We start from the raw sequence: 23,758 nt of genomic DNA, 5'->3' as shown, positions 1-23,758 counted from the left end.
TTTTATACATTTATTGTTTAGGTCAGCCCTTCACATACTTGTCTTGAACAGAATTAGATTTGGTTAATGATGGTTGATAAGTAGCGTAACGCTATTTCATCTTATCTCTTTCGCTTTGCAGCGAATTGGAATTAGCACCTTTTACAATGAATTGTAGAGGTTGCTAAGACATCATAGGGCCAATCCCTCAGTCTTTCTTGATAAGCAGGAAGTTTTAAGAACCATTTGCTGGCACAAATATACAAATAATCTAGTAATCCTATAGGATTTAATAAAATAATTATTTTGTATTTTGAGCAGGACAGTACGGGTTGCTGAAAATGCCCAAGAAAATTAACATTGTAAACACACTAAATTTCACTTGAACTATTTTAATGAAACTTCTTTATTCTTTTTTGCTATTGCTCTTTGCTTTTTCTGCTGTAGAAAAGGCGTATTCTAATGAAACTAGACCGTCAAGTTTACAATGTGAACATTTAATAAATCCAATAGGTGTTGATTTATTAAACCCGCGTTTATCATGGATGATGACGGATGATCGTCAGGGTGCTAAGCAAACTGCCTATAGAGTTATTGTAGGTAAAGATTCTGCAGAGGTTGTAAGGAAAAAGGGGCTTGCATGGGAATCGGGAAAAGTGGTTTCTTCTGCCAGTCTTGTTAATTATAATGGAAAACCGCTTGAGGCATTTACCAAATATTTTTGGGCAGTTGAGCTTTGGGATAAAGATGGTAAACTTATTTCATCAGCTCCGGTAGCAAGTTTTGAAACCGGGATGATGAAAATTGGTAACTGGAAAGGTACCTGGATCAGTGATGGAAATGATATCGATAAACGTGAGGCTCCATATTTTAGAAAAGTATTTCAACCTGCTAAAAAGGTTAAATCGGCAAGGGCATATATCGCGGCTGCGGGTTTGTATGAATTATATTTGAATGGTAAAAAGGTAGGAAACCACAGACTGGATCCAATGTATACTCGTTTTGACAGACGTACTTTATATGTTTCTTATGATGTTACTGCACAAGTTCAGAGTGGTAAAAATGCTGTAGGTGTTTTATTAGGTAATGGTTGGTATAATCACCAATCTATAGGGGTATGGAATTTCGATAAGGCGCCATGGAGAGCAAGACCTACTTTTTGCTTGGATTTGAGAATTACCTATGAAGATGGATCGGTTGATGTAGTTACTTCTGGTGATGGATGGAAAACCAGCTCAAGCCCGATAGTACTGAATAATATTTATACTGCTGAGCATTATGATGCCCGTAAAGAACAACCAGGATGGAACACTGCTGATTTTGATGATAAGAAATGGAATGGCATCTCGTTAAGGGCAGCTCCATCTAATAACCTGGTAAGTCAGGTAATGCAGCCAATTCGTAATGTTGAGGAAATTCCTTCTAAAACAATGCAAAAAGTTAATGATACGGTATATGTGTTTGATTTGGGTCGTAATATTTCTGGAGTTACCAAAATTAAGGTAAGCGGCGAGGAAGGAACCACCATTCGCGTTAAACATGGCGAACGTTTGTATGCAAATGGAAGAGTTGATCTTTCTAATATCGATGTTTACTATCGTCCGAAGGACAATACTGATCCTTTTCAAACTGATATCGTTACGCTATCTGGTAAAGGAGAGCTTGAATTTATGCCTAAGTTTAATTACAAAGGGTTTCAATATGTAGAGGTAACTAGTAGCAAACCTATTCAGTTAACTAAGGAAAGCATCACCGGTTATTTTATGCACAGTGATGTTACTCCTACAGGTAAAATAAGCTCTTCTAATAAGTTGATTGACAGGTTATGGTGGGCAACTAATAACTCTTACCTGTCTAACTTAATGGGATATCCTACTGATTGTCCGCAAAGAGAGAAAAACGGATGGACCGGTGACGGGCATTTTGCCGTTGAGACTGGACTATTCAATTTTGATGGTATTACGGTTTACGAAAAATGGCTTGCTGACCATAGGGATGAGCAACAGCCAAACGGTGTGCTCCCAGATATTATACCTACAGGTGGATGGGGTTATGGATCGGCCAATGGAACTGATTGGACGAGTACAATTGCTATAATTCCTTGGAATATATACATGTTTTATGGTGATAGTAAATTGCTATCGGATTCTTATGGCAGTATTAAAAGATATGTGAATTACATAGAGCAAATTAGTCCTAATGGTTTAACAACTTTTGGTAGGGGTGATTGGGTTCCTGTGAAGTCACAATCTTCGTTAGAATATACGTCTTCTACTTATTACTATGTGGATGCAGTTATCCTTGCAAAGGCAGCGAAAATGTTCGGCAAACAGGCGGATTATAGTTACTACAGTAACCTTGCTGAGAAAATTAAAAAAGCAATCAACGATAAATATTTAAACCGTGCAACGGGTATTTATGCATCAGGTGTACAAACTGAATTAAGTGTAGCCCTGCAATGGGGATTGGTACCTGAAGAGCTTAAAACAAAAGTTGCAGAGAATCTTGCTAAAAGAGTCGCAGCTGATGGAATGCATCTGGATGTTGGTGTGTTAGGAGCTAAAGCAATACTAAATGCATTGAGTGATAATGGTCAGGCAGAAACTGCTTATAAATTAGCGGCACAGGATACTTACCCTTCGTGGGGATGGTGGATTGTTAATGGAGCAACGACTTTATATGAAAACTGGGATATAAAAGCAGAAAGAGACATCTCATTAAATCACATGATGTTTGGTGAAATAGGTGGCTGGTTCTTTAAAGGCCTTGGAGGTATTCATCCTGATGAGCTACAACCTGGATTTAAGAATGTTCAGCTTCGTCCTAATTTTGTTACGGGATTAGAGCACTTTGAAGCAGAGCATGATGGCCCATATGGTAAAATCGTTTCTTCATGGAAAAGATCAGGAAATGCTGTGATTTATACAGTAACTATTCCTGCAAATTCCAGTGCTACAATTACTTTCCCATTAGCAGATGGTAAAAAGGCATATAAGGACGGTAAAGCTGTTATGGTTAAAACTAATGTAGGAGCTGGTAAATACCAGTTCGAAATTAGGTAATACTTATTTGTCTGATATTAGGCAATTGCATTAAAATACTTACTTTTAGAAAGATGAAGACTAAGTTTTTTGATTTTATTCATATTGATGAGTATTCTGCAACGCCAAAATATTTGCAGCTGTCGAGCGCAATAATAAAAGCTGTTGAACTAGGTAAATTAAAGAAGGATAATTTATTACCTTCTATTAATGAGCTGAGTTATAAGCTGGAGATATCCAGAGATACTGCTGAAAAAGGATATAAGTATCTTAAAAACATTGGCGTAATCAATTCAGTTCCCGGTAAGGGCTATTATATTTCGAGTATTGATTTTAAACAGAAACTGAAAGTGTTTCTGCTTTTTAATAAGCTTAGTGCACACAAAAAGATCGTTTATGATGCATTTATCGCGGCACTAGGCGAAGATGTTTCAGTAGATTTTTACATCTACAATAATGATTTCAGACTTTTTAAGAGATTTCTAAATGATAAGAAAGAGGAATATTCACATTATGTGATTATTCCTCATTTTATTGAAGGCGAAGAATACGCACGAGATATCATCAATACCATTCCAAAAGAAAAGCTGGTTTTATTGGACAAAAAAATTAAGGGTGTTGATGGTGATTATGCGGCTGCTTACGAGAATTTCGAAAAGAATATATATGATGCTTTAGAGCAAGCACGTAATGAGCTTAGTAAATATCATACATTGAAGATTATTTTCCCTAAAAGAAGTTATTTCCCTAAAGAGATTTTAGATGGTTTTCATCGTTTTTGTCAGCAATATGCTTTTTCTCATTATGTAGTTAGCGATATATCTCAGGAGCCGATAAATGAAGGTGAAGCTTTTATTAATTTAATGGAAGCTGATCTTGTGAATTTATTAGAAAGACTGATTAGTATGAAATTCAAAATAGGAAAGGATGTAGGAGTAATATCTTACAATGAAACACCTTTAAAGAAAATATTATTGAATGGTATTACTACTATTTCTACTGACTTTAAATTTATGGGTACTGTGGCTGCTAATCTTATACTGGACAACTCCAGACGCCATGTTGAAGTACCTTTTTACTATACCCGCAGAGCATCAATTTAATTATTTTTAGGCTGTAGTGCATTTATTTGCACTTCTTCATGATAGTACATGACAGTTTTGAAAATCTACTTGTATAAATTAGGACTATTATTTTTAACCAAATATAAAGTTCAATAAATATGCAGGTAATTTTTGGGGTTATTTTCCATTTCATAGGAGGCTTTGCCTCCGGTAGTTTTTATATTCCTTATAAGAAAGTTAAGGGATGGGCCTGGGAAAGTTACTGGATTGTAGGTGGTGTTTTTTCGTGGTTACTTGTACCACCTTTGGCGGCTTGGCTTACCATTCCTGGTTTTGCTGATATCATTGCTTCTACTAATGGTAAAATCTTATTGCTTACTTACTTTTTTGGAGCGCTTTGGGGAATAGGTGGATTAACTTACGGATTGGGTGTGAGGTATCTTGGTGTTTCTCTTGGTAGTTCAATTATCCTCGGATTATGTTCTGTTTTCGGTGCAATAATACCTTCTATATACTATGACTTTAATCCAAAGGCTGGTAAAGATAGCTTCTCAGATATGCTGAATAGCCAATGGGGACAAATGGTTTTACTGGGTCTTGTAATCTGTATTATAGGTATCATAGTTTGCGGTAAAGCTGGCGGAATGAAAGAAAAAGATCTGGTAGCCGCAGGTAAAGCAGACCCATCTAATAAAGAGTATAAGATTGGCTTAGGACTTATCGTATCTATTATTTCAGGTATCCTAAGTGCTTGTTTTGCCTTTGGTATTGATGCTGGTAAGGATATGGCTAATGAGGCTAATGAGATCTGGAAAAGTACACACCCTGGTCAGGGAGAGTTTCTATTCCAAAACAATGTAACGTATATCATCATATTATGGGGTGGATTAACTACTAACCTGATCTGGTGTATGATATTGAATTTCCGCAACAAAACTTTTGGTGATTATTCCAACAAAGAAACACCTCTATTAAAGAACTACGTGTTTTCTGCACTAGCAGGTACAACATGGTTTCTGCAGTTCTTTTTCTATGGAATGGGAGAAAGTAAACTGGGTAACGGAGCCAGTTCATGGATATTACACATGGCATTTATCATTTTAATAGCTAATGCCTGGGGTATAGCATTAAAGGAATGGTCGGGTGTTAAAAAGAGAACTTTTGGTACCGTAATAGCCGGTATAGCTATCATTATTATTTCTGTGCTAATTGTTGGCTACGGAAATTCGATTAAGTAAAAACAAATTTAATTAATGAAATATTTTTATGACTGTTAGAACAACTGATTTTAAACATGTAAGTTATTTGTGGGATGATGCAAAGGCCGCTGAAATGGCCGGTGATGAGGTTGCATTGTTAATCTACCGTTCAAATTTATTAGGCGCTGATTTGAGGCTGACAAATTATGGGGGTGGGAATACCTCTTGCAAAGCTATCGCAAAACACCCTTTAACCGGAGAGGATACTGAGGTGATGTGGGTTAAAGGGTCTGGAGGCGATTTAGGTACATTAAAGCAAAGTGGTTTAGCTGCTTTGTACGTAGATAGCCTGCGCAATCTTAAAAATATTTACAGAGGGCTTGCTCATGAGGATGAAATGGTTGAGTTGTTTAATCATTGCATCTATGATCTGAAATCTAAGGCACCTTCTATTGATACTCCATTGCATGGCTTTTTGCCTTTTAAACATATTGATCATTTGCATCCTGATGCTGCAATAGCAATTGCTGCGGCTAAAGATGGGGAGCGTATCACCAAAGAATTGTTTAATGGAACAATTGGTTGGGTGCCATGGCAAAAACCAGGCTTTGAGCTTGGATTGCAATTGCGCAAATGTTTAGATGAAAACCCTGGAATTAGAGGTATTATGTTGGGCTCACATGGTTTGTTTACCTGGGGTGATACAGCTTTTGAAAGTTACATCAACACGCTTGAGGTAATTGAAAGATGTGCCGAGTATCTTGAAGAAAACTTTGGTAAAAATAAACCTGTATTTGGAGGTCAGAAAATTGAAAGTGCAGGACAGAATCATCGTCGTAAACAGGCAGCGGCTATTGCTCCTGTGTTGAGAGGTTTTTGCTCAAGTGAGCGTCATATGACTGGTCATTTTACTGATGATGCAAGGGTATTGGAGTTTATCAACTCAAATGATCTGGATCGTTTGGCTCCACTTGGAACAAGTTGCCCTGACCATTTTTTACGCACTAAGATTAGTCCATTGGTACTTAAGCTTGATGCCAACGAAGATATTAGTGATGTTAAAGCACTTAAAGAAAGATTAGCCCCTGAATTTGAAGCATACCGTAAAATGTATGCTGAATACTATAATTCTTGCAAACATGATAACAGTCCTGCGATACGTGATGCCAATCCTGTAATCATATTATATCCCGGAATAGGAATGTTCTCCTTTGCTAAGGACAAACAAACTGCCCGAGTTGCTGCCGAGTTCTATACTAATGCCATTAATGTAATGAAAGGCGCTGAAGCCATATCTGAATATACTTCCTTACCGAGACAGGAAGCATTCAATATAGAATACTGGCTTTTGGAAGAGGCTAAACTGCAAAGAATGCCTAAACCAAAACCACTTTCTGGTAAAGTAGCCCTCATTACTGGCAGCGCCGGCGGAATTGGTAAAGCTATTGCGCGTAAATTTATTGAAGAAGGTGCATGTGCTGTAATCAATGATAATGATGCTGGCAGATTGCAAAAAGCCAATGATAGCTTTAACAATGAATTTGGTAAAGATGCTTATACCGCAGTAATTTTAGATGTAACTGATGCTGCAAGCATTAAGAATGCTTTTGAAGAGGCAAGTTTAGAGTTTGGTGGAGTAGATATAGTAGTGAATTGCGCTGGTATCTCTATTTCGAAACCAATTGAAGAGCATACTGAAAAAGACTGGGACTTGTTATATGATATTCTTGTTAAAGGGCAATTTCTTATTACCCAGGCAGGTGTAGAGGTAATGCGTAAGCAGGATGTTGGTGGCGATGTGTTGAACATAGTTAGTAAAAATGCGTTGGTTTCTGGTCCAAACAACGCTGGTTACGGGTCGGCTAAAGCTGCTCAGTTGCACTTAAGCAGATTAAATGCCGCAGAACTGGGTGCAGATCATATTCGTGTGAATACCGTTAATCCGGATGCTGTAATATCTGATAGCAAAATTTGGGAAGGCGAATGGGCTGCCGGAAGAGCAAAAGCATACGGAATTAGTGTGCAAGAGTTGCCAGCTTTCTATGCAAAGCGTACCTTGCTTAATGAAGTGATCTTACCTGAAGATATATCTAACGCATGTTTTGCCTTTGTTGGTGGACTCATGAATAAATCGACAGGTAATGTACTGAATGTGGATGGGGGTGTTGCAAATGCCTTTGTTCGTTAACCTTTAAAACCTACACAAATGAAACTTGAAAATTATCACTTAGAATCACATAACAGCGAGCGCCTGGCTAAACATGAACGTCAGCTGGATTTCATTACATCAGAGATTTCTGATGCTCAGAGCATTATTCAGAAACTGGTAGATTTCCAGATTGCTATACCAAGCTGGGCTTTAGGTACTGGTGGGACACGTTTTGGACGTTTCTCGTCGGGAGGTGAGCCTAGAAATATTGAGGAAAAGATTGAAGATGTTGGCTTGCTTCATAAGCTTAATGGCTCAAGCGGTGCTATCTCATTGCATATTCCATGGGATACGGCTGATAATACAAATGCAATTAAAGCTTTGGCTGCACAACATGGTTTACGTTTTGATGCTATGAACTCAAATACGTTTCAGGATCAGCCAGATCAGGCACAGAGTTATAAATTTGGATCATTGCAGCATGTTGATAAAGCGGTTAGGAAACATGCAATTGAACATAATATAGAAGTTATTCGTCAGGGGGTAGAGTTAGGTTCTAAAGCGCTAACTGTATGGTTGGCTGATGGATCTTGTTTCCCTGGTCAGCTTAATTTTAGAAAAGCCTTCCAAAATACTTTGGAAAGTTTACGCGAAATCTATGCAGCTCTGCCAAACGACTGGAAGATATTTGTAGAGTATAAAGCTTTTGAACCTAACTTCTATTCGACAACAGTTGGAGATTGGGGGCAGTCTTTATTATATGCAAACAAACTAGGCCCTAAGGCATATACCCTTGTAGATCTTGGTCACCACTTGCCAAATGCAAACATTGAGCAGATTGTTTCTTTGTTGCTAATGGAAGAAAAGCTTGGCGGTTTCCACTTTAATGATTCGAAATACGGAGATGATGACTTAACTGCAGGAAGTATCAAGCCTTATCAGTTGTTCCTAATATTTAATGAGCTTGTTGAAGGTATGGATGCTCGGGGAATGGATCATAGAGAGGATTTGGGTTGGATGATTGATGCTTCGCATAATGTTAAAGATCCACTTGAAGATTTATTACAATCTGTAGAGGCCATTATGATCGCTTATGCGCAAGCTTTATCTGTTGATCGTGTTGCTTTACAGGATGCACAAGCTATTAATGATGTGGCACGTTGTCAGGAGATATTGCAACAAGCTTTCAGAACTGATGTACGTCCGTTAGTAGCTGAAGCACGTTTACGTACAGGGGCTGCATTAGCGCCACTTGAGGCTTTCAGGACATTTAAAGTGAGACAAGAGTTAATTAGTAATCGTGGATCAAAAACGGTAGCAACCGGGTTGTAATTGATGGGAGTTAAGATGAAGGCGATCCCTGTAATAGCAATTTTTGATGTTGGTAAAACCAATAAGAAGCTGTTTCTTTTTGATGAGAACTATAAAATAGTTTTTGAAAGATCGGCAAGGTTTACAGAAACGATGGATGAGGATGGGGATCCTTGTGAAAATTTGGAAAGTTTAAGGTTATCTGTTTTTGACTCTTTAAGGGAGGTATTCAGAAACCCGGCTTTCGAAATTAAGTCTATTAATTTTGCAACCTATGGTGCCAGTTTTGTTTATTTGGATGAAAATGGTAATCCTTTGGCACCGTTATATAATTACCTGAAAGCATATCCTGAGGAGCTTAAAGAACAGTTTTATAATACTTACGGAGGAAAGGAAGAGTTTTCTAACCGTACCGCATCGCCGGTTTTAGGTAGTTTGAATTCGGGAATGCAGCTGTATAGGATTAAGTATGAAAAGCCTGAATTGTTCAATAGGATAAAATATGCGCTCCATTTACCACAGTATCTTAGTTATCTGATTTCAGGTGAGACCTACTCTGATTTGACCAGTATAGGTTGTCATACCAATTTATGGGATTTCACTAAAAACACTTATCATGAGTGGGTTAAAAAGGAAGGGATATTTGAAAAGTTAGCACCTATTGTTCCTTCGAACAGTGTGATGCCTGCAGCATTTCCGGGCAATAACTATGCTGTAGGAGCGGGGTTTCATGATAGTTCGGCAGCTTTGGTGCCTTATCTTGTGAATTTCCATGAGCCATTCATTTTATTATCTACAGGTACTTGGTGTATTAGTTTTAATCCATTTAATTCTTCTCCGCTTACGGCAGAAGAACTGGAGAATGACTGCCTTTGTTACTTGCAGTATGAGGGCAAACCGGTTAAGGCATCGCGTCTTTTCTCTGGATATGAACACGAGCAGCAGGTAAAACGAATTGCCGCTCATTTTGGTACAGACATTATTACTTATCGAGCTGTTCCATATGATGTAAGGATTATTGAAGAATTGCAGCTTAAAGCCCAAACAGACATTACTTCTTTTGGAGAACGTGATCTGACTGATTTCGCAACCGATATTATTGCATATCATCAGCTGGTTTTAGACCTGGTAAATCAACAATATATAGCTACAAATAGGGTTCTTAAAGGAACACAAGTGAAGCGGATATTTGTAGATGGAGGTTTTAGCAAGAATAGCATATTTATGAATTTACTTGCTGTAGTTTTTCCTGAACTTGAGGTGTTTGCAGCTTTTATGGCGCAGGCAACTGCGGTTGGGGCTGCATTAGCTATTCATAAATCGTGGAATACAAAACCATTGCCAAATGACATTATTGAACTGAAATATTATTCAGTAGTTCAGCACCAGAATTAATTATCGTGAGGCAAATTAGCGGTAATTAATATTGGTTAATTATAGTTTATGAAAATTAAGTCGCCTTAACGGGCGACTTTTTGTATTTAGATAAATTGATAAGTAAAACGCTAGCCAGAATAACAACTAAACCTGTTACCTGAACAATGCTTATAATCTCATTTGCAAAAAATACAGCTAGTAATACAGCAACCACTGGGTTTACATAAGCATAGGTGCTAACCTGAGTTGCGGGGCGAACCTGTAATAACCACACATAGGCACTAAACGCAACTATTGAACCGAATATAATTAGGTAGGCCGTTGACCACCATGCAGATTCGGGTACATTTTGAAATTGAAAGCTATTCATTTCTCCTGCTATAATGCTTCCGGGAACAAACACTATTCCGGCAATCAGCATCTGCCATGCAGTAGAAACTGATGCAGGCGTATTAGGCGCAGGGTGATATTTTGAATACAGGGATCCACCAGCCCAACCGATAGGGCCAATAATCAAAAGGATCATCCCTAAAACATTTCTTGAGTCTTGTTCAACAGAAAAACTAGCAGTGAGCTGTTCCCAGAACAATAGAATTACGCCTAAAAAACCTATAACTAAACCGGCAACAGTAAACTTATTGCTGAAGTTTTCTTTCCATTTACCCTTGTCTAGTATTACAAACCAGATCGCTGCTGACGAAACCATGATGGCAACAAGGCCGCTTGGTAAAAATTGTTCAACCCAGATCACTATTCCATTACCCACACCCAGCATGAGTATGCCACTAACTCCTGCATGGAATATGTTCTTTTTATTAAATACCGGGAGGCCTTTAAAAATACACCAACCAAGTAGAAGTGTACCAGCAATTATGAATCTAAATGCACCTAAAAAGAATGGAGGAAAACCAGCTACAGCCTTAGAAATGAAGAAATAGGTGGAACCCCATACCAGATAAACAATTAAAAAGGCTAATAAGACAAGTAAAAGTGGGGCTGATTTTTGTTGAACAGAGGGCATAATTCTTTTTTAACAAATAGAACGTTTATCAAAGAGAAAATCATTCTTTAATAAATTATATAACAATTCTATTACCAAATATGCCTTGTAGTCTAGTTACAGCTCTTCTCCGGTTGTCAAGTTTATTTCAGGTCTAGCATTAATGGTCACCCCATTTTGATTGATCACTGAATAATCGATTTCAATTGAATTGCTGTTAATCTTTACTTCGTTAATAACGCCACTTCTAATTGCCCCAATTTTTTCCAGAAGATCTACATCATACTTTATAGAATTGTCGGCAAGTTTTTTACACGTAAAACGAAAATCACTTGTTACTAGGATATATTCTGAAGCAGATAGGGCTTTTTCTGCATACTTAAGGTCTCTTGGAGAAGGGAAACTACCAACTAAGGTTCCTTGTTCATTGTATATAGAATTAACGGAACTTACTATGTTACCAGAGGTGTTTATTTTGCTTTTTGTAATTTGAGTAAGGTTAGTGGTCCAAGGTAATATTTCGGAAGTGTAAGGTTCATCTTTACCTGGTATTACCGAAGTGTAACTATTGGTGATTGCATTGGTATTCATGTCAATTTTTGTAAAGTCTTCAATAAAAGGATCAGAAGGATTGTTGATCTGACTCTCTCTCATTTGTCTGACGATGTAAATAGCCTTGTTTACCTCTTTTAGTCTGGTATAAAAATTATATCCGACAGATACTTTGCCTCCGCTTGCAGTTGGAATTTCAGTTGGGTCTTGTGTATAAGTTTGAACTTTTAATTGATTTCCTGAGGCATCAAAATATCCAATCCAGTATTTTTTGTCCTTTGCTCCGGCAATTACGTTGTAGCCTCTACTATCTTTAAACACTAAAACTTTAATAATAAGATTTTGCTTGTCGGTGATTTTTAATTTTAATCTGGAAACTAATGAGTCATTACCTAAGCTTGGGCCGGTATCTGGATCTTTTTCAGCAGGCTTTTTACTGCACCCTGCAATTGCAAGAAATATGATTATAAATAGAGTTAAATGTATTTTCATTAGGTTTAGTTTGGTTCTTTGTTATAACGATTTTGCTGAGGCGTAAACCTTTATTTGTGTTTAGTATCCGTTATGCGGAGCATGATATGGTAAATATATTGTTTTGTATTAAATAGTTAAAGCGGAATGTTAATATTTCGATTAATTATCTATTTTTATGAAGCCCTATTTTGAATTATCCAATTAACAAGATGAAGTATGAAAGTCTCTAAAGGTGCGATTGGAAAATTGCTGATATGTGGTTGTGTTAGTTTGGTGTTAGTAGCAAGTAACTCATTTGCTTCTGCATTCCATCCTGTTTCCCAAAGCAAGACAATCTTTGTTAAGATCAAGCTTAATACTAATGCCGGCATTAGTATTGAAAAGGCCGCATTAAAGTATAACAAGCGAATGGCCTATAGTTTTATGCTAGATGACGGTTATCGATCAGCTTTTTTATGTGCTTATCCGCTGTTAAATGGAGGTAAAATTAGTGCTCCTTTTATTGATGGGTGGCAGAAAGACCAGGGAGGAGATGGTAGTTTATCGAAAGGTCTGTTTTTTTCGGATGGTTGTGGAAATTCAATCCCTTTTCGTATGGGCATTGCAATTAATGCTGCCAGTCTTACTGAAACACCCGAAAACAGAGGGAGTTTATCGTGGTCGGAAGTTAAAACACTTTATAATTCAGGGTGGGATATTTTGAATCACAGTTACCATCATTCCACAAAGCATGGGACCAATTATTCTGAAGAAGTTCGGGAAAATGGTACTGCAGTGTTTAAAGGATTAGGGTTTCAAATGACGCAGTTTATTGTTCCTGGAGGGGAGGGTGATTCTGGTTATCAAGATGAATATGCTAAAGCAGCATTTGATAACGGGATAGTGGCAGTAGGTACTATCAATGGTGCAGGTCCTGTTATAAAAGTTGATAAACCTGTTAATCTTAATCGACTGGTTTATCAAAGGGAATTTATTAAAAGTACTTCAGATAAGGAATTTACCGATATTGATCAGCATTTGCATAAAATAGATTTACTTCTTAAACAACCTGAGGTATTGTGGTATAATGAGTTTACTCATGGTGTTGGGAATGATAATTTATGGGATATTAGTTTGACTTTTCCTGATTTTAAGTACTATATGACCTCAATTGCTAAAAGGTATGGATTAGGTGGAACTGATAATTTGTGGATGGCTCCTTGGCAGGAAGTTTATGAATATATATGGTTGAGAGATCGTATTAAAATAAATACTAAACGAAATGGACAGGATGTGACTCTGGAAGTCATTTTACCTGATATTCCAGCATCTTTTAGACATGCGGCGATGTCCTTTCATCTAAAAACTACTTCAACTTTTATTGTGATTTCTCAAAGTAAGGATATGAAAGTTACTACGAATGGGAAGGAGAAACATAGTTTGATGAATATACAGTTAACTAAATGATGTAATGTCTGAAACAGACGGTAATGTATTCAATCAATTTTATATATTTGCGGACTTGGTCTCCGTAGTTCAATGGATAGAATTTTGGTTTCCGGTACCAACGATATGAGTTCGAATCTCGTCGGGGACACTTGAAAGCTCTTAATTTAAATATTAAGGGCTTTTTTTATACTTTGGTTAGGGTTTAGATTAACTGCTCTTCTTCTCAGATGATTTAAAGAATTTGAAATAACTGAAAATTTTAACTCTGAATCTGTTTAAATATATCCAAATAAATACCGATGCAAAAGCTGTTGATAACAACCCAATCCACAAGGGTTCGTATTTAACGATCATTAAGATTTAACCTTTAAAAATTACATAGACTACAGCGCCTATCAAATGGATAAGCGTAGCTAAACGTAAAAACCTGTAGAACTTACTTCTAACTTTTCGATTTAGGTATTTATTTGTCCCGTTCATGTCAATGAAAGATCATGTAATAAAGTAAAAGATGAAATAGTAATAGTCCAACTAGGGATAGTGGTTCAGATAGGGTGAATTGCTTGTTATTGAGTTCGTTATTTTTCATATAGTGAATATACAAAAAAAATAATTATTAATTCAATTAGGCTTTTGAGCCGATTAAATAAAATAATCGGCTCAATATTTATGATTGGCAATATGAGCAATGGCTTCATTTTACCTAATTGACAAAGGAATTTCACCTATTTCAATTGCATTTGCTAAAGAGTTAGGGTGTGTCAATGGCTTTCTGACAGGTTTAAACAGATTCCACCACCTTATGAAATCATTTTTGCAAGGTTTCCAAGTTGTTTTAGTTTGAATTTGAGGTCATCGGACCAAGGCAAGCCTATGCATAGTCTCATGCAGTTTTCAAACTGGTTTTGTAGGGTAAACATCCGCCCCGGCGAAATACTAATATTCTTTTTAATGGCCAGGTCATATAATTTTATGGTATCAATGTCTTTGTTAAATTCTACCCAAAGTGCAAGCCCTCCTTGTGGCCTACTTACTTTTGTATCTACAGGGAAATACTCAGCAATGGTATGGATATAGTTCTGATAATTGCTTTTTAAAGCACTACGAAGATGGTGAAGATGATTTTCATATCTACCAGTTTTTAGGAAGTTACCAACCGCTTCTTGAATGATAGAAGCTGAAGATATAGAATGAACAAACTTTAATTTAAGTAACTTTTCCTTGTGTTTACCAGGGGCAATCCAGCCAACACGATAACCTGGAGCTAGTGTTTTAGATACAGAACTGCACCATAAAACATTATCCTCCTTGTCGAAAGATTTGCAACATTTTGGTCGCTGAGAACCAAAATAAAGATCGCCATATATATCATCCTCAATAAGGGGAACGCCATGTTTCGCTAAAAGCTCGACAACCTCTTTTTTATGTTCATCAGGCATACAGCTGCCTAAAGGAGTGTTAAAATTAGGAACCAATAAGCAAAGATTAATTTTGGGGATAACCTTTTTTAGGGCATCTATTTCTATTCCTGTAATTGGATGTGTTGGTAATTCCAGTACCTTAAGACCTAAACTTATTGCAAGCTGTAAAATCCCTGAATAGCAAGGACTTTCTACTGCGACAGTATCACCGGGTTTCCCCAAAGCCATAAGGCAAAATGATAAGGCATTCATGCCGCCACTGGTAGTAATCAGGTCATTTTCATTCAAATTTCCGCCCCAGGTTAATGAGCGTACAGCAATCATTCTTCTCAATTTAACATTGCCTTGAAGCGGCTCATATTCTGTACCTCCTTCCTTTAATTCCCGTATAGCATGTAAAATTTCCTTTTTTAGTTTTGCTAACGGCAATAAATTGCCAGATGGAACCCCGATTGAGAACAGTGTAAGGTCATCTCTGCCCATTTTAGCATAAACTTTAGTAATTAATTCATTTGGTTCTTTATCATTAGCGATAAGCGAAGGACGGCTGATGTCCGGAAGAGACAATTTTTGCTGAAGTAATTTACTTACAAAATAGCCTGATTGCGGTTTTGATTCAATTAAGGATTGTGCTTCTAGCTCGAGGAATATACGTTTTGCTGTATTCATGCTAACGCCATGTTCGCGACAAAGCATCCTTACAGAGGGAAGTTTTTCCCCAGCCTTTAAAACTCCATTTCTGATTTGGAAAGCAATTCCATTTGCTATTTCGCTGTATAAATAAACCTTAGCCATTTTTTGAAACTATTAACTGTGTCCATTCAAATTTACAAAACTGGGGCTGTAGTTGTTATGTGTTCTAGGGTAATTTTGAACAGAAATTTTTAGATAGATGACAGAAATAATAAATAAGAAGAAATCTTCCAGCGGTTGGGCTAATGGCTTTATTGGTGTAATTGTATTTAGTGGGTCATTACCGGCAACAAGAATAGCCGTTTTGGATCTCGATCCGGTATTTCTAACAGTTGCGCGTGCAACTATTGCAGGAGTACTTGCGCTCTGTGTTCTGTTGATTTTTAAAGAAAAGCGGCCTACACAGAAGCAGATATTTCCTTTACTTATTGTCGCATTAGGCGTGGTGGTTGGTTACCCTCTTCTATCCGCATTGGCTTTGCAACACGTTACTTCTGCGCATTCTATTGTTTTTCTGGGGATGTTGCCACTTGCCACCGCCATCTTTGGAATAATGCGTGGGGGAGAACGTCCTCCTGCAATATTTTGGCTTTTTTCAATAGTGGGCAGTCTTTTGGTTGTAGGATATTCAATTACACAAGGTTTTGCTGCTTCTCCTATTGGAGATGTTCTGATGCTAGCAGCCATTATTTTATGTGGACTTGGATATGCTGAGGGAGCCAAACTCTCCAAGACACTTGGGGGCTGGCAGGTAATCTCCTGGGCATTGGTATTGTCCTTGCCAGTAATGGCACCGCTAACATTCTTTTTGCGCCCAGAATCATTTGCTGCTGTTAGTATAGCGGCCTGGTTTAGCCTAGCCTATGTTGCTTTGTTTAGTATGTTTATTGGCTTTATCTTCTGGTATCGGGGCTTGGCTCAGGGGGGTATTGCAACCGTAGGGCAGTTACAACTATTACAACCATTTTTTGGTTTGGCACTAGCAGCTACTTTACTTCATGAGCAAGTAAGCTCGGGTATGTTAGGGGTAACTGTCGGCGTAATTCTATGTGTTGCCGGAACCAAGAAATTTGCCAAATAATAAATAGATTTACGAATAAAACCTGTACTTATGTTTATACCTAGTATGTTCAAATTTGATAGCGAAGCTGAAAAAATTGCCTTTATGAAGCAATATAGTTTTGCAACAATAATTACCACTAATAATAATGTTCCTTTAGCCACACAATTACCTTTTGTTATAACTGAAAGGGAGGGTAAGTTGATTTTAAGTGGTCATTTTGCATTAGCTAATGAGCAGCCTAAATACATAGAAGAAAATACTTCATTGGTTATCTTTACCGAACCTCACGCTTATATTTCGCCTTTACATTACGACAAAAGAGAAAGTGTGCCTACCTGGGACTACATTGCTGTACATGCTTATGGGAAAGCAAAAATTATTACAGATGAAGACTCTAAGCTTAAAACATTAGAAGAAATGATTATGGTTTATGAACAGGGTTACCTGGAACAGTGGAATAGTCTTTCTGATAAGTTTAAAAAAGGGATGATAAAAGGAATTGTTGCTTTTGAATTAGAGGTCTCCGACTTGCAGGGACAGAAGAAATTAAGTCAGAACAAATCTGAAGTAGAGCGCCAAAGGATTATTGATCAACTGGAGAAAAGTGAGAGTTCAGTAGAAAATGACTTAGCAGATCATATTAGGAAAACTATCTAAGTCTCATTATATGAGCCCCTTCGGTTTTTATACTTTAAACACAAATAGGCAAGTAAAGCACAAAAGCACATCATTAAAATCATTGGATATGCAGTACGGTTATAGAGTAAACTTAGTACTGATGTAATCAAAAATGCAGATAGATAGCTTAGTGCTCCGACCAACGCAGAGGCAGATCCGCTGAATGAAGGGATGGATCCGATATACAAAGAAGTCGTATTGGGAAGAATCAAGCCAAGCATAGACAGGAATATAAAAATCAAACCCAGTAAAACCGGGAAAGAACCATTAAAGTGCAATGTAATTATCAGTAATAAGCCTGTAACCAATTGGCAAGTGATGGCAAATTTGGTGATTCTTTGAACCTCAAAATGCTTCAGTAACTTTGTATTAAGTATTCCTGTAAAGATTACTCCTATGGCCAAAGCCGAAAACATAAAGCCGAATTGCTTTTTACTTAGCCCATAAATCTGTGTAAATATAAATGGCGAAGCTGTAATAAAAGAAAATGCCGCGCTGTTGCTAATGGCTCTCACCAAAGCATAATTAATAAATGCTGGATGTTTTAGACAATAGGAGTAGCTGTTTAATATGCCCGAAACATTTAGTCTTTTATCATCTGATGCAGCTTTTCCTGCAGGTAAAACGGTTAAACATCCAACCAGCCCTAATCCTGAAACAACTGCCATAATTAGAAATAAATACTTCCAGGTAGATCCTTCGGCTAACATACCTCCAGCTATAGGTGATAATATTGGAGAAACGCCCATTATTATCTGCAAAATAGTGAAAACGTGAGCTGCATTTTTATCCTTATAGATGTCGCTAACCAACGCTCGGCAAATTACCTGACAGGCACTTCCTGCAAGTCCCTGGATAAATCTGAGCGCTAAAAATAAAGAGAAGGAATTGGTTAGTAAGCAGCAAATGCTGCAAAGAACATAGACCGTTAAGCCGATTCTTAAAGGTGTTTTTCTTCCCCACACATCAGATAAAGGGCCAATAAGTAATTGACCAAAAGACATACCGAAAAGAAATAATGTTACTGTACTCTCAATACGAACAATCGGCACTTTGAAATAATTGGCCATTATGCCAAATGCGGGTAAATAGATGTCAATGGAGATGGAGCCTATTGCTGTTAAAATGCCTAAAGTTAAAGTTATCAATAAGGGCTTCGCATTGATTTTCATCTGTGTATTGAGTAACTGATTTTATGATCAGTAAAACTAATTTTATTATTGGCTCCTTTGCAAATTTTGCTAGTAAATAAAAAAGCTTTTATTAGGATTAAAGCTAAAATATCAGGTCAGTGCAGGATGCAAGTTCAAATGAATATGCCTATTTTTAAAATTCAAGATAACCAGATACGACACATCAGCTATGAACAAATTGAGACTATTAATAGCAGTCCAGATATTTTCTATTCTTACCATTCAAAATACTAAGGCCTTTCAGCAACAACCATCAAAGATTGATCGTAAAGCTGTAGTTACCAGGCATAACATTACTGTCACTGATAGAAATTTAAAAGGGCCAAGTCAGGTGGGGAATGGTGAGTTTGCTTATGGTTTTGATATTACAGGCATGCAAACCTTTACTCAGGCTGGTAATACTATGTCTAACTGGGGTTGGCATGAGTTTCCCTTACCTACTTCAGAAACACCTGCGGACTTTAAAGGACAGGAATGGGAAGCGCAAGGGCGAATGATCAGGTACGATATTCAAAACAAAGAGCAAGAAAAGCTTTCTGATTGGATGAGGGGCAATCCGCAACGCATCAATCTCGGTAGACTAGGCCTCATACTAAAGAAGAAAGATGGAACAAAGGCTGTACTAAATGATTTGCAAAATCCGGTTCAAAAAGTAGATCTCTGGACCGGAATAGTCACCAGTACATTTGAACTGGAAGGGCGTAAGATAAAAGTAACAACCGCTGGACATCCTACACAAGACGCCATAGCTGTCAAAATAGAAGCAGATAACCTGAATGATGGTCTTATCGGTGCATTTATTGAATTTCCTTATGCTTCAATGGGGGAATTTGGAAATGGAGCAGACTGGAATAACCCAGGTAAACATAGTACAGAGGCCGTATTTTCTAATGGAAGGACAGACTTTCACCGACAGTTGGACAATACAGAATATGATGTTAGGTTAGAATGTAAGAATGGAGGAACGATAAAAGAAACAAAAGCACATAGATACGAACTTCAGTTTGCAGGTAAGGATCAGGCAGAAATCAGCCTTTCTTTCTCTAAAAAACCTATAAAATCTAACTTACCAACTTTCCAGCAGACCAATAATGAGAGCATTAAGAAATGGGAAAACTTCTGGAAAAGCGGAGGGGCAATAGACTTGTCTGAAAGTAAAGATCCGAGGTGGAAAGAACTGGAAAGGCGTATAGTGCTCTCGCAATATGTTATGGCTATCAATGAGGCAGGATCTTTACCCCCACAAGAAAGCGGATTGGTTAACAATGGTTGGTATGGTAAATATCACTATGAAATGATGTGGTGGCATGGTACACATTATGCGCTGTGGGACAGGTGGCCATTACTTGATCCAAGTTTAAAAGCATATGGAGATCATTTGGAATCATCTGCGGCAAGGGCGAAAAAACAAGGGTATGAAGGTGCCAGATGGCCGAAAACCATTGGAGACCATGCCCGTTGGGAATGGCCTTTAGAAATCACAGCCTTATTGATTTGGCAACAACCACACCCAATATTCTTCGCGGAACTGGATTACAGGGCTCATCCAAATGAGAAAACGCTTAATAAATGGAAGGATGTGGTATTGCAATCTGCTGATTTTATGGCTTCGTATGCACATTATAACAAGGAGCAAAACCGATATATCCTGGGCTACCCCCTACAGGTGGTTTCCGAAAATGCAGATCCTCGCACTACAATCAATCCTACGTATGAGCTTAGTTATTGGCGTACAGGTTTAAAAATTGCTCAGGAATGGCGCAAGAGATTGAAAATGCCGGCAAGTCAGAAATACACAGACGTATTGGATAAATTATCACCACTTCCGGTAAAGGATGGACTGTATGTTTCATGGGAAAACATTGATGACATGTGGAAAAACTACACCTTTGAGCACCCTGCTTTGATTGGTGCATATGGTATGTTACCAGGTGATGGAGTTGATGTGCCTACAATGGAAAGAACATTAAAAAAGGTAGGTGAGACCTGGAAATTTAGCCATACCTGGGGATGGGACTTCCCTATGCTAGCCATGTGCGCTGCAAAACTAGGCCAAGGGGATAAAGCATTAGATTATTTGCTCAACTACCCCGGTTTTCGTTTAGAAGAACATGGTTTGGTTGACGGAGGCGGACCGTTTCCTTATTTTCCAGGCAATGGCGGTTTGCTTTACGCAGTGGCCATGATGGCTGCTGGGTGGGATGGCGCACCTGCCGGCAACGCTCCGGGTTTTCCTAAAGACGGCTCATGGGTAGTAAAATGGGAAGGGTTAAAGAAAGCGTTATAACTATTACTTAGTTCTCCCATTTGCCCAAATATCTTTAATCGTATCTTCGTCGCCATGGCCATTAGGCACCGCTGCACTACGGTTATTGGCGTCGTACCATTTCTTATCTGTAAGTCTTGTCGTTTGTCTGCTTCCTGGCATTTCAAGAAACCCATTAGGGTCAGCTTTTGCAAGCCAATTATAGGCGTAGTGTAACCAATCACGACGATACTGATCATTTTGTTTTGCAAACCAACTGATCTCATCATAACCCCAAACATAGATGTCTCCAACTGGTTTGCCCGGGGATTTGCTTGCCCCAAAGTTGTCAAGTTCAACTAAGTAGGGTAGGTGCTCACATGACCAGCCGCTTGGAGTTATGCCCCCTTTGCTGCGGTTAAAAAGAGCATCTGAATGTCCAACTTTAAGAATTGCCTCTTCAGGTTTTTCCGGTGTTTCCAAAATTCTTAAGGGAAAGGAATGAAAGTCCATTAATAATTTACCTTCACGTAAAAAACCACCACTTGGCACGTGTGAATCACATATCAGCATATTTCTTCTTGCATGTTTAGCCGCATATCCTCTAATCAGATTCAATACCTGTGCGTAATGATCAAGGTTCTGGTCATTTTTATTCATTAGCTCAACCTGACCAAAGTGTATGCCCTCAATGCCCGCATCTATGTATGAAGCAGCAAGAAAATAGAATAAAAGTTTAGTCTCAGGTCTGCTGATGTCGGGCACCCCAGAATTACCCCAATGCTTATTCATCCTTCCATCGGCATATAGAATGTCCGCATAGCGAAAGTTTCGTTTTTCTGCTGGAAGATTAAGCGCTTTAAAAGCCCATTCCGGTACTGGGACCTTTTCAATTTCAGGAGTTACAATTTCAAAAATACATGCTTGTAGTATAATATCCGGATCTATCTTGTGTACTCTCGCGGCAAATTGCTTTTCCTGTTCAAAGTTTTTTAGAAGATCAGCCTCACCTCCCCATTGGCAAACTGCACGACCGATAAACTTGGCGCCAATATTTTTAATCATCCTTAGGTTATCATCAAAATTACCTTCCCCTGTAAGCATTCTTTGCATGGTTATAGACCGATCTAAATAATTTTCAAGTACTTTTCTGGAGATTTTACCCTTGAATTTGTAGTCAGTTTTTTCTGGAGAGATAGGTTTCGATGTTGTTATTGCGGCCTTGGTTGAAGTAGTCAGGCAAATAAAAGTCAGTACTATTAATGTAGCTCTTAGCATGTCTAATGGTTATGTGAAATATTTGGTCGACTAAATTTATGTTATTTTGTTTATTAAAATAGCTATTTGAGTCCTCCATTTTTCACTAAAGGTCTCCATGTTTAGTAGTGCTTATATTTATTCTGATATTTTTCTCATTATAAATGCCTTTTTTAAAAATAAAAAGGCATTTTTGCAGCCGTAAAGCAGTGAAAATCATGTAAAGAATTTAGTGTATATGGAAGAGGAAGTTGTTGTAGAAATCGCAAGGCTATTGGAGCTTGAAGACGATGCTCAATTAAAGGTTTATTTAGATGATCTGAATATTTCGGACGTAGAACATCTGATAGACGAACTCCCCCAGTACGCGGTAAAATTTATTGAAACATTATCTGTTAAAAGGGCTGTAAACGTATTCCGTATCCTTGATTTTCCTACTCAGGAAAAGATCATTAAAAAGCTTCCAGGTAATAAGTTAGCAGAACTAATCAATTTACTTCCACCGGATGATCGTACTTCACTTTTTAGTGAACTGAAAGGTGATGCTGTTAAAAAACTGATTATACTTTTGCCCGCTAAAGATAGGATAGAGGCACTTTCACTTCTTGGTTATGAGGAAGATAGTGTGGGTAGGTTAATGACTCCAGACTATGTTGCTGTTAAAAAGGACTGGACTGTAACCCGTGTACTTTCGCACATCAGACGTTACGGTAAAAACTCTGAGACCATTGATGTAATCTATGTGATTGATAAGGATGGCATACTGTTGGATGACATCAGGATCAGGGAAATCTTACTTGCAGATCCCGAAGCTAAAATAGGAGACCTTACGGATAAACGATTAATTGCTTTAAAAGCAAGTGACCATCAGGAAGAAGCCATTAATATATTTAGGATGAATAACAGGGTTGCATTGCCTGTTGTTGATGATAACAACGTATTATTAGGTATAGTGACGGTTGATGATATCCTATGGATTGCGAACGAAGAATATACTGAAGATATACATAAAATTGGGGGTACCCAAGCCCTAGATGAGCCTTATCTAGATATGCCTATTCTAGGTTTGTTTAAAAGAAGGATTGGCTGGCTTGTTGTACTTTTTCTTGGAGAGATGCTTACCGCTACGGCGATGGCGCATTTTGAAGCTGATATTGCTAAAGCAGTTATTTTGGCAATGTTTGTTCCTTTAATTATTTCCAGTGGAGGTAATAGCGGTTCTCAAGCATCTACGCTAATTATTCAGGCCATGGCTCTTGGCGAAATCACCATTGGTGATTGGTGGAGAGTTATGCGAAGAGAGATTATCTCTGGCTTGATGCTAGGGCTTGTGTTGGGTTCAATAGGTTTCCTAAGAATTTTTGCATGGACCTTCTTTACTGATATGTATGGTCCGCACTGGATGCTTATAGGTATAACTGTTGGGGTGGCATTAGTAGGCGTTGTATTATGGGGCTCACTTGCCGGATCAATGCTTCCTTTATTGCTTAAAAAACTTGGCGCTGACCCTGCAACCTCATCTGCGCCGTTTGTTGCCACGTTAGTGGATGTAACAGGCTTGATCATCTATTTCTCTGTAGCAGTGCTGTTCCTCACGGGAGTGCTGTTGTAGCGCTTTCTGATAGAAGATATAT

General features: G+C 38.0%; 16 protein-coding genes, 1 tRNA gene and 1 riboswitch. Of the genes, 12 read left to right on the top strand and 5 right to left on the bottom strand.

Features of this window, described 5'->3' with window-relative positions:
• Positions 1-98: 98 nt before the first annotated feature.
• Positions 99-207, bottom strand: a riboswitch (SAM riboswitch).
• Positions 208-374: 167 nt separating this feature from the next.
• From HQN83_RS24140 to HQN83_RS24115, 6 genes are all read left to right on the top strand, one after another.
• Positions 375-3,041: an alpha-L-rhamnosidase gene (locus HQN83_RS24140; RefSeq protein ID WP_173094156.1), complete on the top strand. Its 2,667-nt coding sequence runs from the start codon at positions 375-377 to the stop codon at positions 3,039-3,041.
• A 53-nt stretch (positions 3,042-3,094) separates the two neighbouring features.
• Positions 3,095-4,123, top strand: coding sequence for a GntR family transcriptional regulator (locus HQN83_RS24135; protein WP_173094154.1), 1,029 nt, complete (start codon positions 3,095-3,097; stop codon positions 4,121-4,123).
• A gap of 119 nt (positions 4,124-4,242) precedes the next feature.
• Positions 4,243-5,322, top strand: coding sequence for an L-rhamnose/proton symporter RhaT (gene rhaT, locus HQN83_RS24130; protein ID WP_173094152.1), 1,080 nt, complete (start codon positions 4,243-4,245; stop codon positions 5,320-5,322).
• Positions 5,323-5,350: 28 nt separating this feature from the next.
• Positions 5,351-7,471: a bifunctional aldolase/short-chain dehydrogenase gene (locus HQN83_RS24125; RefSeq protein WP_173094150.1), complete on the top strand. Its 2,121-nt coding sequence runs from the start codon at positions 5,351-5,353 to the stop codon at positions 7,469-7,471.
• A gap of 18 nt (positions 7,472-7,489) precedes the next feature.
• A complete protein-coding gene (locus HQN83_RS24120) occupies positions 7,490-8,764 on the top strand; it encodes a TIM barrel protein (RefSeq protein ID WP_173094148.1) in 1,275 nt (424 codons plus the stop codon).
• A gap of 3 nt (positions 8,765-8,767) precedes the next feature.
• Complete coding sequence (locus HQN83_RS24115) at positions 8,768-10,138, top strand: FGGY-family carbohydrate kinase (protein WP_394353514.1); 1,371 nt, start codon at positions 8,768-8,770, stop codon at positions 10,136-10,138.
• A gap of 55 nt (positions 10,139-10,193) precedes the next feature.
• Here HQN83_RS24115 and HQN83_RS24110 read toward each other — a convergent pair whose 3' ends face one another.
• On the bottom strand, positions 10,194-11,141 hold the full coding sequence (locus tag HQN83_RS24110; RefSeq protein ID WP_173094146.1) for an EamA family transporter: 948 nt from the start codon (positions 11,139-11,141) through the stop codon (positions 10,194-10,196).
• A gap of 96 nt (positions 11,142-11,237) precedes the next feature.
• Positions 11,238-12,164 carry a hypothetical protein gene (locus tag HQN83_RS24105; protein ID WP_173094144.1) on the bottom strand — a complete coding sequence of 309 codons (927 nt, stop codon included), beginning with the start codon at positions 12,162-12,164 and terminating at the stop codon, positions 11,238-11,240.
• A 198-nt stretch (positions 12,165-12,362) separates the two neighbouring features.
• Here HQN83_RS24105 and HQN83_RS24100 point away from each other — a divergent pair, with 198 nt between their 5' ends.
• Together HQN83_RS24100 and HQN83_RS24095 are read left to right on the top strand one after the other, a co-directional pair.
• Entirely contained in the window at positions 12,363-13,592 is a 1,230-nt protein-coding gene (locus HQN83_RS24100) for a polysaccharide deacetylase family protein (RefSeq protein ID WP_173094142.1), read from the top strand.
• A 58-nt stretch (positions 13,593-13,650) separates the two neighbouring features.
• Positions 13,651-13,722 (top strand) — tRNA-Arg (locus HQN83_RS24095).
• A gap of 652 nt (positions 13,723-14,374) precedes the next feature.
• Here the strand turns inward: HQN83_RS24095 and HQN83_RS24090 are convergent.
• Positions 14,375-15,790, bottom strand: coding sequence for an aminotransferase-like domain-containing protein (locus HQN83_RS24090; protein ID WP_173094140.1), 1,416 nt, complete (start codon positions 15,788-15,790; stop codon positions 14,375-14,377).
• A 97-nt stretch (positions 15,791-15,887) separates the two neighbouring features.
• On the opposite strand from HQN83_RS24090, the gene HQN83_RS24085 reads away from it, so the two are divergent.
• Together HQN83_RS24085 and HQN83_RS24080 are read left to right on the top strand one after the other, a co-directional pair.
• A complete protein-coding gene (locus tag HQN83_RS24085) occupies positions 15,888-16,769 on the top strand; it encodes a DMT family transporter (protein ID WP_173094138.1) in 882 nt (293 codons plus the stop codon).
• 30 nt (positions 16,770-16,799) lie between these two features.
• Positions 16,800-17,408: an FMN-binding negative transcriptional regulator gene (locus HQN83_RS24080; RefSeq protein WP_173094136.1), complete on the top strand. Its 609-nt coding sequence runs from the start codon at positions 16,800-16,802 to the stop codon at positions 17,406-17,408.
• Here HQN83_RS24080 and HQN83_RS24075 read toward each other — a convergent pair.
• Entirely contained in the window at positions 17,405-18,601 is a 1,197-nt protein-coding gene (locus tag HQN83_RS24075) for a multidrug effflux MFS transporter (protein ID WP_173094134.1), read from the bottom strand. The two genes, HQN83_RS24080 and HQN83_RS24075, sit on opposite strands and share 4 nt — an antisense overlap.
• Positions 18,602-18,791: 190 nt before the next feature.
• Between HQN83_RS24075 and HQN83_RS24070 the strand changes: the two genes are divergently transcribed.
• Positions 18,792-20,909 carry a hypothetical protein gene (locus HQN83_RS24070; protein ID WP_217277464.1) on the top strand — a complete coding sequence of 706 codons (2,118 nt, stop codon included), beginning with the start codon at positions 18,792-18,794 and terminating at the stop codon, positions 20,907-20,909.
• Positions 20,910-20,912: 3 nt separating this feature from the next.
• Here HQN83_RS24070 and HQN83_RS24065 read toward each other — a convergent pair whose 3' ends face one another.
• The gene (locus tag HQN83_RS24065; RefSeq protein WP_217277463.1) at positions 20,913-22,145 is read right to left on the bottom strand and encodes a hypothetical protein; all 1,233 of its coding nucleotides are present in this window, start codon (positions 22,143-22,145) and stop codon (positions 20,913-20,915) included.
• Between the two features lie 217 nt (positions 22,146-22,362).
• Here HQN83_RS24065 and mgtE point away from each other — a divergent pair, with 217 nt between their 5' ends.
• Positions 22,363-23,736 (top strand): magnesium transporter, encoded by a 1,374-nt coding sequence (gene mgtE, locus HQN83_RS24060; RefSeq protein ID WP_173094132.1) that lies wholly within the window; start codon positions 22,363-22,365, stop codon positions 23,734-23,736.
• Positions 23,737-23,758: the final 22 nt, after the last annotated feature.

Source organism: Pedobacter foliorum (genome assembly GCF_013266735.1).
GTDB classification, from domain to species: domain Bacteria; phylum Bacteroidota; class Bacteroidia; order Sphingobacteriales; family Sphingobacteriaceae; genus Pedobacter; species Pedobacter foliorum.
The sequence above is the reverse complement of the archived record's forward strand: the minus strand, read 5'-3'. Positions and strand labels throughout refer to the sequence as shown.

Coding starts and splice junctions, on each gene's coding strand:
- HQN83_RS24080 (WP_173094136.1), top strand. CDS start 16,800: ATGTTTATACCTAGTATGTTCAAATTTGATAGCGAAGCTGAAAAAATT.
- HQN83_RS24120 (WP_173094148.1), top strand. CDS start 7,490: ATGAAACTTGAAAATTATCACTTAGAATCACATAACAGCGAGCGCCTG.
- HQN83_RS24105 (WP_173094144.1), bottom strand. CDS start 12,164: ATGAAAATACATTTAACTCTATTTATAATCATATTTCTTGCAATTGCA.
- HQN83_RS24110 (WP_173094146.1), bottom strand. CDS start 11,141: ATGCCCTCTGTTCAACAAAAATCAGCCCCACTTTTACTTGTCTTATTA.
- HQN83_RS24135 (WP_173094154.1), top strand. CDS start 3,095: ATGAAGACTAAGTTTTTTGATTTTATTCATATTGATGAGTATTCTGCA.
- HQN83_RS24125 (WP_173094150.1), top strand. CDS start 5,351: ATGACTGTTAGAACAACTGATTTTAAACATGTAAGTTATTTGTGGGAT.
- HQN83_RS24075 (WP_173094134.1), bottom strand. CDS start 18,601: ATGAAAATCAATGCGAAGCCCTTATTGATAACTTTAACTTTAGGCATT.
- HQN83_RS24065 (WP_217277463.1), bottom strand. CDS start 22,145: ATGCTAAGAGCTACATTAATAGTACTGACTTTTATTTGCCTGACTACT.
- HQN83_RS24100 (WP_173094142.1), top strand. CDS start 12,363: ATGAAAGTCTCTAAAGGTGCGATTGGAAAATTGCTGATATGTGGTTGT.
- HQN83_RS24090 (WP_173094140.1), bottom strand. CDS start 15,790: ATGGCTAAGGTTTATTTATACAGCGAAATAGCAAATGGAATTGCTTTC.
- HQN83_RS24085 (WP_173094138.1), top strand. CDS start 15,888: ATGACAGAAATAATAAATAAGAAGAAATCTTCCAGCGGTTGGGCTAAT.
- HQN83_RS24070 (WP_217277464.1), top strand. CDS start 18,792: ATGAACAAATTGAGACTATTAATAGCAGTCCAGATATTTTCTATTCTT.
- mgtE (WP_173094132.1), top strand. CDS start 22,363: ATGGAAGAGGAAGTTGTTGTAGAAATCGCAAGGCTATTGGAGCTTGAA.
- HQN83_RS24115 (WP_394353514.1), top strand. CDS start 8,768: ATGGGAGTTAAGATGAAGGCGATCCCTGTAATAGCAATTTTTGATGTT.
- rhaT (WP_173094152.1), top strand. CDS start 4,243: ATGCAGGTAATTTTTGGGGTTATTTTCCATTTCATAGGAGGCTTTGCC.
- HQN83_RS24140 (WP_173094156.1), top strand. CDS start 375: ATGAAACTTCTTTATTCTTTTTTGCTATTGCTCTTTGCTTTTTCTGCT.